Here is an 11,181-nt window from a genome sequence, read left to right as displayed (position 1 = left end):
TCCTGCGGTGGCGCTGATCAGCGGTTTTGCGGGGACGCGGGGACTTGCGGGGAGTTGGGAAATCCCTTGATGCCGGAGGCCCTCAGAACTGTCGTGCGACGACGTGCGGCACATGTGATGCGCGATGCATGCGAGACGCGCGCGCTATACAGGGGAGCGGGCCGAGTCCCCGCAAGTCCCCGCATCCCCGCATCCATGCAGGTCGCCCCGCATGCGGGGACCTGGCGAAGTCCCCGCACAGGTCCCCGCGAAGTCCCCGCACTCCCCGCAGGACGGCCGGTCACGACTCGTGCCCGCCGGTGCCGCGGTCGGCGTGGACCTCGACGCGCCACAGGTTCTGCTTCCTGTGGCTGTCGACGACCATCACGACCTTGTGGGTGCCGAAGTAGCGGCCAGCACGGGCCTTCAGCCAGATGCCCAACTGGTTCGCGCTCGGCGGCTCGTCGCCCTTGCGCGGCACGTGGGTGGGCAGTCCCTTGATGACAGCCCCCGTGGTCAGAGGCTCGCTGCCGTAGCTCTGCCGCCACATCTCCAGGAAGAGCGCCCACTCCTGCAGTTCGTCGTCCTGGTCGCGCGCCTCGTTGCGGTCGGCCATCCAGCCCTCGACGCCGAGGAAGTCGAGCAGGCCGGCCATGGTGCTGGCCCACTCGCTGTAGTCGCCTTTGCGGACGCGGACCTGGGGCGTCCCCGCGGCGACCCAGGCCCGGACGAGGGTGACGAGGGCGGCGACCAAGGTGGAAGCGTTGTGGCGCAGCCAGGGCCGGAGGTCGCCGACGGTGAAGTTGTCGCGCTGGTCAGGGTCGGGGCAGTCGGGGTCCAGGCGAACCCAGAGGACGCGACGGCCGTTGTCCCCGCCGGTGCGGAGGGCGTTGCCGGTGACGATCCAGAGGCGATCGTTCGGCATGGTCACCTTGGACGTGGCGCCCAGGACCCGGTCACCCCAGACCTCGGAGGTCAGCAGGGCGGACAGGACGGGCGACTTGATGATGCAGCCGTTCGGCAGGTTGTCGAGGACGACGACGGGCTGCCCGGTGCCGTACAGCTGCGTGGTGATGCTCTTCCGCAACTCGGTGTCGTTCTCGGGCCAGGCCGTGTCCGCGATGCCGTAGCAGTGCCGGAAGATGTCCTTCAGCAGGCTCTTGCCGGACCCGGCGGCCGTCGCGGTGAGCACGAACATCGGTGTCGGCCCGTGGAAGTAGGGCCGCAAGATCGGCGTCAGCAGCGCGCCCAGGTAGTGCGCGCGGTCGCTGGCCGCGACCCAGGGGAAGTCCTTCAGCACCTGGTCGAGGACGATGCTTTTGGCCCTGTCGAGGCTGTCCCGCGTCACCTGGGGGGCGAGGCGGCGCAGCGGCACCCGGGGCTCCAGGTACAGGCCGGTCGCCCGGTCGTAGCCGAGGGAGTCGAGCAGCGTGCCGTCGGGGCGGATGACCGGCGAGGTAACAACGCCCCGGAGGACGGGCAGGGGCCAGTCCTTCCGGCCGAGGATCGTGGAGCAGCTCTTGGGCATGAGCAGCTCGCGCTCTTCCTCCAGCTGCTCGGTGACCGGGTTTCGCTTCAGGGTGTAGCTGGTGAGGTGGTCGGCGAGGTAGGCGCGCAGGTTGTCGGTGCCCAGCTGCTGTACCACCGGGTCGTCGTTGTCGTCGCGGTACACCCAGCACGGCCCGCCGGACCGCTTGTACAGGTCGGGCAGACGGCCGTCGGCCATGAGTGCCAGGACGCCGTCAATGCCGTCGGCCTCGTTCGTGATGTCCAGCTCGGGACGGGACGACACAGAGCGCAGGTGGGGGCCGCCCTCGAATCCGCCCTCTTGGGGGTCGGGGGCGTGGTCGAGCGCCGAGGACCCGTCGGCGAAGTGCTGCGACTGCGCGGGCACGGAGGACAGGCGCCGGCGGGGCGGCTCGGTGCCGTACCCCTGGCGACGCAGCTCGGCGGCCGCGGCCTTGAAGTTGCCGCCGTGCTCCAGCAGCGTGTAGGCGCCGAACTTGCTGTAAGGCGTGTCGGCCTGGAACTCCGAGCCGGTGGCGAACACCCACAGGCGGTCTTTCTCCGGGTCGCGGCCAGTGGTGGCCTTGACGCTGCCGACGCCGTCGGCCCAGCCCCAGTAGGTGGTGTTGCCGCGCGTGATGATGGGCCGGAACGTGCCGCGCAGGATCTCGCCCCAGTCCGCGCGGGCCTCGTAGTCCTCGCCGGGCCGCAGGCCTCCGCCGGGCAGCGGCTCCGCCGCCTTGGGGGCCGTCTTCGGCGCCTCGGGCACGGGCATCTGGTCGACCATCCGGCAGATGTCCCGGATGGCGCCCATGGTGTCTGCGTCGAGGACGGGGATCGTGGCCGGCGAGCCTGCCACGCGGACGTAGGGACGGCCGGAGGCGTGGACGGCGGGGCCGGACGGCTCGACCAGGCCGTAACCGCCTTCACCGCGCGTCTCGATGAGGACGCGGACAATCTTCGTGTTGGGCTTCTCAGCGACCCGCTGACGCTCGTTGTCGTCCCACTCGTGTTCCTCGGCGAGTCGGGAGGCCAGCTTGCGGTTCGGCGGTACGGCGGCGCCGTCGAGGCGGACGCGGTAATGGCGGCCGCCGCTGGGCGACTCGGTCACCCAGCCGTTCAGGATCGCGGTCCAGGGCTCGCCGAGGCCGGAGGCCTCCATGATCTCGGTGACGTCGTTCAGCAGGCCCTCGCGGATGGCGAGGCCCTCGAACTCGATCAGCTCGACAGCACCGGATACGGCTCCGTAGACCACGGCGATGCCTCGCGGTCGGTCGCCGTCGAACCAGGCATCGTGTTCGGCGGGGGTGCTGCGGTTCACCTTGTACTGCATCCACGACACGGCCGGCCGCTTGCTGCCGTCCGCCTTGATGGGGAGGACGCACAGGCCAGCGTCGTGCAACTCGCGGGCGGCGGCCCGGAGATCGGCGGTCTGTGAGTCGGTCAAGGGGTGCCCCCGTGGTACGTGTTCAGGTGGTGTGTCTTGATGCCGGCGATGAAGTGCGCGACACCGAGGGCGCCGCGGCGGACCGGGAGGCCGTCGTTGCCCTCCAGGCGGTCGTTCGCGCAGACGGGGCCTTCCTTCGGCTGCGGGCAGCCGGGGCGGGTGCACTCGTAGCGGGCGCGGAAGTTGTCCATGTCCACGAACAGGGCGCCGTGGACGTGCTGGGGTGCGGCCGCACGGTCCGGGGTGTCCCGGGTGCGCGCGGCGGTGCTGCTCAACGCGCCGCCTGGGCGGCGGCGGCCTGGGACTCGGCGGTCAGGCGCTGCCCTTCGTAGAGCTCGGCGATGGCGGCGCGCAGCTGGGTGAGGGTGTCGGCGGGGTGCTGTCCCTGCGGAGCGATAGCCAGGCCGCCGGTAGCGGTCCAGATGACGATCGTCTCGGCCGGCTGCTCTTCCGCCGGCACGCGGGTCTCGTGCACGGTGATGCCGTGCTGCGCGGCGACCATCCGCAGGTCCTCGCGGCTGAAGACACGGTGGATCCAGGCGTAGACGGCCTCCGGGTCGCCGGTGCGTTCGACCAGTTCACCGATGGCGCCGAGGCACTCGGCCAGGGCGGGGTCGGTGGCGTCGGCGGCGGCCTGGGCGGCTGCGATGGCGCGCGCAGCCTTGAATGCGGGAAGCTGCTGCATGGGCTGCTCCGTTTCTCTACTTGCTGGTGAGGGCGGGCTGCTCGGACGGCGTCACCGGCTGGACCCCGGTGGCGCCGTCGCTGTGAGCGGCTGCTGCCGACTGGACCCCGGCAGTAGCGAGCAGGGAGAGGCCGAGGAAGCCGACCAGGTCGGCCTTCCGCACGCGCTTGGCGCGGCCGAACTCGAGCACCTCGATGGGGAATGCGCCCTGGCGGATCAGCTGGTAGCCGTTGCCTTCGCTGATGTTCAGGGCGGCGAACGCGGCCTTGACCGGGGGCATCGCGGGCAGGTCCAGGACCTGCTCCGGGGTCAGTGGCTCAACCTTCTTGACGCTCACACGGCCTCCTTCTGCGGCTGGGCCGGGATGAAGGTGCGGCCTGCGCGCTCCATCGGGATGAAGAGGACCAAGAGGTCGATGCCGATGGCGCGGGTTATCGCCTTGGCCTTGTCTTCGGGGACCAGGCGCTGGGTGCCGGACATGAGGGCGCCGATCGTGCCGTGCGCCACTCCGGCCAGGGCGGCGAGTTCGCGGCTGGTGACTGCCTCACCGGTGCCGGTGCGCTCCATGAACGTCTTGAGTCGGTCGCCACTGACGACCGCGTACATGGTGGGCGGGGTGGGGGTATCGCTCACGTTCACCTCACGGGACGGTCTGTTCATCGCACTGAACGGCGATGGACGTGAGCATTCCATGCGCTGAACGCTTTGTCTAGTCGATCGAACGTGCGCGGGCGCAGGTATGTAATTGGTCAATGACTCTCTGCGATCTGGCGTGATCGGCCGATGTGCTGAACAATCCGTCCAGTGCATGGAATGAACGGCCCAAGCGACCTGCCCGTACGTCTCTCTGGACAGTGCAGACCCTGAACGGCCCGTGAATACCTCTGACCGCAGGAGTGGCAGGATGAGCCCCATGGCCCCCAACGACACGTCTCCCGCTGGAACCACGCCAGCGCCTGAACGGCGGACACAGTTCGCCGACCTGATCCGGCGGCGGCGCGCGGAGCTGAATGAGGGGCTGTCCGCCTTCGCCGCCAAGGCGGTTGACGCGACCACGGGCACTCGGGTGACGCGCGGCTGGATCTACCGCCTGGAGACGGGCGAGACGATCACGCCCCCCCAGTATGAGGAGCTGCGCGCTCTCGCTGCGGCCTGCGAGCTGCCCGTGGAGACCCTCCAGGACGCGGCCGGCAGCCAGTTTTTCGGCGTCGACCCACTCATCGGCGGCTCATCAGAGGCCAAGGCCTACGTGCGCAAGCTGGACCAGCTGCCGACAGACCAGCGGGAGCGACTCCTGCGGCTCATCGACACCTTGGCTCCCCCGCATTCCCCCGAATGAGGAATGCATTCCGCATTGCATCACTCTGGGTGGCAGGCGTGAACCGACAGTAGACCTGTGGGACCTGTGATGCGATCATGCGGGTACCGCATCTACTGACCATAAGGTGCAGGTATGCGACCACATTCGAACGCATGAGCGATGGGTGGGGGAGGACTGCATGGCGTCAGCGCGTCCACGGGTCTGGTATGTCTTTTCGGACGACGTGCCCGACGGTGAACTGCTCGTACCGATCAGGACCGAACACGGATTGGCGGTCGCCGTGCGCCCCAATGCAGGCATGGACCAGTCGATGCTCGACCGGCTCAACGAGGTCGCGGACCATGTAGTGGGGGTGGGGCTGGTGCGTCTGGACGCCGGGCCGTCCGAGCCTCCCGAATGAAAGGAGTAGGCCATGCCGTCAGCGCGCCGCGCGGGGAGCGTCTACCGCCGATGTGAGTGCCGCGGGGGCGACGGCAAGCTGTTGGGTAACGCGTGCCCACAGCTGAAGAAGAGGGCCCACGGCTCTGTCGGTCTCCGTCAGGAGCTGCCGCCGGACGCCGAGGGCAAGAGACGCACATTTCGCAGGACCGGCTACGGCAGCGTGGCCGAGGCCCAAGGCGACCTGTCCCGCCTGCAAGCCATCCTCTCCCTACCGGGAGACGACGTGGAGGAACAGCGGCGCGTCGGCGACCTGCTCGCCGACATCGCAGCGCGCCGCGCTTCCATCCCAGAGATTTCTGAGGTGCAGCGGCGCCTCGGCGTGGGCGTACCGCTGGACGGTAAGGCCACCGTGGGGGAGTGGCTCGACCGGTGGATGGCCGGGAAGAAGACGCGCACCACGACGAACGCGGGCTACCGCTCCCACATCAAGGTCCACCTGAAGCCGCGGGTTGGGCACTACCGCCTCGACCGATTGAACGTCGGCCACGTCCAGGAGATGTTCGACGCCATCGCCGACGAGTCGGACACGGTCCGTGCTGAGAATGCGGCCCGCCGAGAGCAGGAGCAGCGGGCGAAGTGGTCCCGGCCCGGGCGGCCGCCGGCCAAGGAGCGCGACCGTCTGGCCGCTGAGCGCGCGAAGCTGGCCGAGATGAAGCCGTACCGGAAGACCAACGGCCCGGCCACAAGGCACGCCATCCGCCGCACCCTGCGCACGGCACTGAACGCGGCCATTGCCCAGCAGCTCATTACCTTCAACGCGGCCGCGCACGTCGAGTTGGGCTCCAGCGCACGACCCAAGGGGTTGCTGTGGACGGCCGAGCGCGTCGCTCGGTGGCGTGAGACCGCCGTGGTTCCCAGCCCTGTGATGGTGTGGAGTCCCGCGCAACTGGGCGCGTTCCTCGACGAAGCTGAGGACCATCGGCTGTACGCCTTCTATCACTTGATCGCTCACCATGGCCTACGCCGCGGTGAAGGTGTCGGCGCGGACTGGGCGAACGTGCACCTGGACGTCGAGCCGCCGCGCATTGACGTCCTGACTGAGATCGTGGTGGACGGCTGGACGCCGATCGAGACGGCCCCCAAAACTGACTCCTCCATGTCGGCGGTGATGCTCGACCGGGAGACCGTGGCAGTGCTGCAGGAGCACCGCGCCCGCCAGGCCGCCGAGCGCGCCGAGCACCTAAAGGCCGGGAAGAAGTGGACGGACACCGGCAAGGTCTTCACCACGGAGGGCGGCAGCTGGCTGCACCCCGACACCGTGTCCAAGGAGTTCAAGCGGATCGTGGAGACGGCCGGCCTGCCGCCGATCAACTTGCGCGACCTGCGGCACGGCGCGGCCGCGCTGGTGAAGGCCGGCGGCGGCGACATCGACGACGCCAGCAAGAAGCTGCGTCACTCCACGATCGTGCTGACCGCCGACACGTACATGAGCCTTTTCCAGGAGTACGAGCAGGACCTGACCGAGCGCGCGGCGGCCGCCGTGCCGCGCGCTCGCCGCGGACGTGGCTCGGCCCCTGCCGCGGGCTCTATACCGCGGCAGGGGCCGAGTGCAGCGTCGCAGCCAAGAGACACTGAATAGGACGCTTACCAAGGTACGGGCCAGCACTGACAACTGGTAGGTGTCGGCGTAGAATTGAGGGACAGGCAAAGGGCCTCTGACCTGCGGGTCGGGGGCCCTTCCTGCTGGCCCGCTGCTGGCCCGAACGCCGCGCAACGGCGTGGTTCTCGGTGGGGTGAGATGGGGTGAAGGGCGCCCGATGAACGATCGATAAACGCCTCTGACCTGGGCTTTGCAGGGTGGCATGATACGCGGTGGGGCGGCACGGGGTGAGACGCTTTCGCGGATCATCAGACTTTTAATCCATTGGTTGTGGGTTCGAGTCCCACAGGGCCTACCGGAAGGACCCCAGGTCAGTGACTTACTGACCTGGGGTCCTGTCCGTTTTGACCGGGCATCGTGATCGCTTGCTGGCCCGTAGCTGGCCCGAGAGTCCTGCCGATCACTGGGGGCAGAAAGAAGCGGCCCCGGCCGGTGTGGATCCCAGCCGGGGCCGCAGTGTGCACGGGTCAGGCGCCGAGCGCGCCCGCCTTCACAGCGCCGACGAACGCAGCCCAGGGCGCGGACGAGGCGGCAGCGGCGGGGATGCTGCGGTCCTTGGTGTCCCGGAAGAACGCGCCGCCGGTGGTCCGGGCGACCTCGATGCAGGCACCGTTGCCGGTGCTGTGGCTCGACACGTGCCAGGGCAGAGTGGTGCTGTCCATGTGTTGCCTTTCTGGTGGTTGTTACGTGATGGGGCCCCGTCCCCGACGGGGGCGGGGGCGGGGCCCCTACCCGTGCCCGGCCTGCGTTCTTGCCGGGTCCGGGAGTTCAGTGGCGGCACCGCGGGCACCGGCACGGCGGCCACGCCGAAGTCAGCGCGAACGGGTCAAGCGGCTCATCAGCCGTCACGCACACCTCGTCACGCCGCTCGATGATCTCGCCGTCGTGGATACGGGTCACCCGCATCGTCATCAGCCGCATGGGCGCCTTGCCGGCCTGCCCGGCGCTCACTGCTCGCCCCGGTGCGCGGTGGCGCGATGACGGCGGAGCCACACCCGGCAGTCGACCGCCCGCGAGAGGTCGCCCGCACTCTTCGCGCTGGCCTCCTCGGCTTGGAGTCGTCGGCATTCGGAACACCCGGGCACTGCCGGGGGCGGCGCTTGTGTTCTACGATCCATGCGTCACTGCTCCCTATGTAGCGGTGGCCACACCCCCCGGGCCCTGCCAGGCCGCGGGGGTTTCTTGTGACCCAGACCATACCGCGCCTTACCGAGGGTTGCCGAGGGGTCCTGCGGTCGCGCGGCATGGTGCGGGAACCTACGGTCGCCGGTATGAGCGCTGATCTCGACCGGACGCGGGCGGTATGGAGGCAGGCCGCACAGATCGTCATCGGCCGGATCAAGGACGGCACCTATCCGCCCGGGACCCGAGTGCCCTCGACGCTGGAGCTGGCAACCGAGCTGGGGGTCGCGGCGTCGACGAGCCAGAAGGCGCTCGCCTATCTGCGCCGTGAGGGCTGGTTGCGCGGCGAGACCGGGATTGGAACCTTCGTCGCCGACCAGCCGCCCCTCGACGGCTGAGCACGCCCAGGTACCGGCGGACGCCACGTCAGGCCCTCGCTATCCGTGCCGCCGCCGGGGACACTTGCAATATGCAACTTACCTTTCAGCAGGCTGGCTACCGTCTCGTCACTGATCTGCCGGAGGAGATGCGGCCGTGGCGTGACCGGCCGACCAAGTGGGAGAACGTCTCCCCCGCAACCGGCACCTATCACCTCGACTCTGGCGGCGTGTACCTGTACTACCCGGACGCCGGCAGCGCCGGACTCGACCACCCCGTGGGTCAGGCGCAGTTCGGGCTGGGCTGCATCTCCAGCTACCGCGCGGAGACCGACCCGGCTCGCCGGGCGGTGTTCCTGGCGCGGGCGAAGACGCAGGCGGACCGGCTCATCGCCAAACGCCTTGAGGCCCGGGGCAGCTGGTGGTTCCCTTACGGGTTCGACTTCACGCACGCCGTGCACACCGGTGTCTCGTACACGGCGCCGTGGTATTCGGGGATGGCGCAGGGCGAGGTTCTCAGCCTGCTCGTGCAGCTGTCCCAGCTCGACGGGGTGTGCGGCGAGGACCGGGCCAGGTATCTCGCGGCGGCCGACGCAGCGTTCGCGTCCCTGCAGGTCGCGGACGACGGCTACCCGTGGGCCGTCAACGTCGACGACGCTGGCTACGTGTGGCTTCAGGAGTACCCGGGCAGCCAGCCGGGCGCCGGGGACTACACGTACAACGGCATGGTCTTCGCGATGTTCGGGCTGTGGGACTACTACGTCGCCACCGGCAGCCAGGACGCCGCAGCCCTGTACGACGGGTGCGCGACCACCATCGCCCGCTACTTTCCGCTGCTGCGGAACACCAAGTGGGCCTCGCACTACTGCCAGACGCACCGCATACCCGCGCCCGCCTACCACCAGCACCACATCAACCTGCTGCGGCAACTGCACTGGCAGACCGGCAGCGCCGACTTCGCCGACCACACGGACCGGCTCGTCGACGACTACCCGGCCAGCGTGACGGGCACGGTCCAGTTCGCGGCCGGCACGCACACCCTGTACCGGTACGACACGGCTGCGGACGGCTCCTGGGCGCAGTCCAAGGCGGACAAGATCCTGGAAACCAAGTCGGTGACGTTCAGCCGGGCGACGCAGGCCCCGGCGTCGATGCGGCGCCGGATCCAGAACCGGGGCATCTACTACCGGATCAGCGCTGGCGCATATGAGGGCTGGTGGGTGGGCGAGGCGTGGCCCAACTCGTACCTGCTCGGGCAGTACCTGACGACCCTGTACCGGCCCACCCGCACCGTGACGTTCCCAGGGGGCGGCACCTCGGTGGACACGTACAAGGTGGCGGCGGACGGCACGGCGACCATCAGGACGGTGTCCTTCGCGACCCCGTCGAACGCGCCGACGGACCGGCGGGCGATCGTCAACGGCAGGCCGTGCTTCCAGATCACAGCGGGCGGCCTGACCGGGTACTGGGTGGCGGCGACGTCGGTGACGGTCAACTCCTCGGGGCCGACCGGCTAAGGGCTGCGGTAACGACGAAGCGGCCCCGCCCTCCCGGAGGAGGACGGGGCCGTGGTCATGGGTACTGGCGGCGGTGCGGGTCGAGGCCCAACGCCTCCGGGGTGTTGCCGTTGCCGTTGTTGCCGGGCTGGTTCGGCGGCGGGGCACCGTCCCGCCTGCAGACGAGCGCGTCGGCATCCCATGACGGCGCCTGCAGGCTGTACCCGTCGGGGCATGTCTGCCCGGACCGGCCGTCCTTGCCGTCGTGGCCGTCGTGGCCGTCGTGGCCGTCGTGGCCGTCCTTGCCGGGCGGGCCGGCCGGTCCTGCCGGGCCTGCGGGTCCTGCTGGGCCTGCTGGGCCTGCCGGTCCTACCGACCCCGCCGGGCCTGCCGGACCGGTCACTGTAGCGCCGGGCTCGCCTTGCCCGCCGGACGGTCCCGCAGCACCGGGCGAGCCTGGCGAGCCGGGAGGGCCCGTCGCACCCGGCCGTCCCGGCTCGCCCTGCGGACCGCGAGGCCCAGCCGGGCCAGGGACCGGCACAGGCACCTGGGCGCGTGCGGGCAGATCGTCTACCGCTCGCGACGGGTCCGGCGCGGCCGGCGTCCCCCCGCCTGCTTTGATCTGCGAGCGCAGCACCCGCACATCCGTCGCCAGCGTGGCCACGGCGTCCCCGCGCAGGTCCGCCTCTGCGGCGAGGTCATCCGCCCGGCGGTCTCCCGCGTCGATGCGGAGCCACACGAGGACTACCGCACCCGACAGCACGAGTAGCACGGCTGCGACCGCGAGGAATCGCCATCGCTGTACGTGGAGCGGCCTCGCGTGGCGACGTGTGTTCACGTGGGGTGTCCTCCCAGCTCGACGATCTGTGCGCGCAGCCGCGTGTTCTCACTGCTGAGTTCGGTGATCTGCCGCTGTAGTGCCGTCTTGTCGGCGCGTTCGCTGGCGAGTTCGGCGTAGGCGGCGGCGAGCTGCCGTTCGTTTTCGACGAGCCGGTCGCGCAACTTGTCGCGTTCCTCTTGCAGGTTGTCGACGAGTGTCGAGTAGCCGCCGAGGACGGCGCCGGACTGCGAGGCCCTATTCGCGCCCCGCTGCCCAATCAGTGCGCCGACCGCGGATGCGAGCCCGACGGCGATGGCTCCGACGGCGCCGAGCTGCGCAGCGTCCACGCAGGACCTCCGATGGTGCAGTGAGGGGTGAGCAGGGCGC

12 protein-coding genes are annotated in these 11,181 nt (G+C 69.8%); 5 read left to right on the top strand and 7 right to left on the bottom strand.

The window, feature by feature from the left end:
- Positions 1 to 280 precede the first annotated feature (280 nt).
- From ACFVGW_RS35370 to ACFVGW_RS35350, 5 genes are read right to left on the bottom strand one after another with little or no spacing between them, the layout of a single operon-like run.
- On the bottom strand, positions 281 to 2,932 hold the full coding sequence (locus tag ACFVGW_RS35370) for a bifunctional DNA primase/polymerase (RefSeq protein ID WP_375847202.1): 2,652 nt from the start codon (positions 2,930 to 2,932) through the stop codon (positions 281 to 283).
- Positions 2,929 to 3,207 (bottom strand): hypothetical protein, encoded by a 279-nt coding sequence (locus ACFVGW_RS35365; protein WP_375847201.1) that lies wholly within the window; start codon positions 3,205 to 3,207, stop codon positions 2,929 to 2,931. Before ACFVGW_RS35365 ends, ACFVGW_RS35370 begins: the two co-directional genes overlap by 4 nt.
- Positions 3,204 to 3,617, bottom strand: a complete 414-nt coding sequence (locus ACFVGW_RS35360) for a hypothetical protein (protein WP_375847200.1) — start codon at positions 3,615 to 3,617, stop codon at positions 3,204 to 3,206. Before ACFVGW_RS35360 ends, ACFVGW_RS35365 begins: the two co-directional genes overlap by 4 nt.
- 16 nt (positions 3,618 to 3,633) lie before the next feature.
- The gene (locus ACFVGW_RS35355) at positions 3,634 to 3,954 is read right to left on the bottom strand and encodes a hypothetical protein (protein ID WP_375847199.1); all 321 of its coding nucleotides are present in this window, start codon (positions 3,952 to 3,954) and stop codon (positions 3,634 to 3,636) included.
- Positions 3,951 to 4,250 (bottom strand): helix-turn-helix domain-containing protein, encoded by a 300-nt coding sequence (locus ACFVGW_RS35350; protein ID WP_375847198.1) that lies wholly within the window; start codon positions 4,248 to 4,250, stop codon positions 3,951 to 3,953. Before ACFVGW_RS35350 ends, ACFVGW_RS35355 begins: the two co-directional genes overlap by 4 nt.
- A gap of 280 nt (positions 4,251 to 4,530) precedes the next feature.
- On the opposite strand from ACFVGW_RS35350, the gene ACFVGW_RS35345 reads away from it, so the two are divergent.
- The 3 genes from ACFVGW_RS35345 to xerC all read left to right on the top strand — a co-directional run bounded on the left by ACFVGW_RS35345 (position 4,531) and on the right by xerC (position 6,958).
- On the top strand, positions 4,531 to 4,956 hold the full coding sequence (locus tag ACFVGW_RS35345) for a helix-turn-helix domain-containing protein (RefSeq protein WP_375988985.1): 426 nt from the start codon (positions 4,531 to 4,533) through the stop codon (positions 4,954 to 4,956).
- A 160-nt stretch (positions 4,957 to 5,116) separates the two neighbouring features.
- Positions 5,117 to 5,338, top strand: coding sequence for a hypothetical protein (locus ACFVGW_RS35340; RefSeq protein WP_375847196.1), 222 nt, complete (start codon positions 5,117 to 5,119; stop codon positions 5,336 to 5,338).
- 12 nt (positions 5,339 to 5,350) lie between these two features.
- The gene (gene xerC, locus ACFVGW_RS35335; protein WP_376183244.1) at positions 5,351 to 6,958 is read left to right on the top strand and encodes a tyrosine recombinase XerC; all 1,608 of its coding nucleotides are present in this window, start codon (positions 5,351 to 5,353) and stop codon (positions 6,956 to 6,958) included.
- A gap of 488 nt (positions 6,959 to 7,446) precedes the next feature.
- Here the strand turns inward: xerC and ACFVGW_RS35330 are convergent, their stop codons facing one another.
- On the bottom strand, positions 7,447 to 7,641 hold the full coding sequence (locus tag ACFVGW_RS35330; RefSeq protein ID WP_375989053.1) for a DUF397 domain-containing protein: 195 nt from the start codon (positions 7,639 to 7,641) through the stop codon (positions 7,447 to 7,449).
- 609 nt (positions 7,642 to 8,250) lie between these two features.
- Between ACFVGW_RS35330 and ACFVGW_RS35325 the strand changes: the two genes are divergently transcribed.
- Positions 8,251 to 8,499, top strand: coding sequence for a GntR family transcriptional regulator (locus ACFVGW_RS35325; protein WP_375989050.1), 249 nt, complete (start codon positions 8,251 to 8,253; stop codon positions 8,497 to 8,499).
- Positions 8,500 to 8,570: 71 nt separating this feature from the next.
- The gene (locus ACFVGW_RS35320) at positions 8,571 to 9,995 is read left to right on the top strand and encodes a D-glucuronyl C5-epimerase family protein (RefSeq protein WP_375847221.1); all 1,425 of its coding nucleotides are present in this window, start codon (positions 8,571 to 8,573) and stop codon (positions 9,993 to 9,995) included.
- A gap of 813 nt (positions 9,996 to 10,808) precedes the next feature.
- On the opposite strand, the gene ACFVGW_RS35315 is transcribed toward ACFVGW_RS35320, so the two are convergent.
- Positions 10,809 to 11,141: a hypothetical protein gene (locus ACFVGW_RS35315; protein WP_375847220.1), complete on the bottom strand. Its 333-nt coding sequence runs from the start codon at positions 11,139 to 11,141 to the stop codon at positions 10,809 to 10,811.
- Positions 11,142 to 11,181 lie beyond the last annotated feature (40 nt).

Source organism: Streptomyces sp. NPDC127129 (assembly GCF_042671585.1).
Taxonomy (GTDB): Bacteria; Actinomycetota; Actinomycetes; order Streptomycetales; family Streptomycetaceae; genus Streptomyces.
The sequence above is the reverse complement of the archived record's forward strand: the minus strand, read 5'-3'. Positions and strand labels throughout refer to the sequence as shown.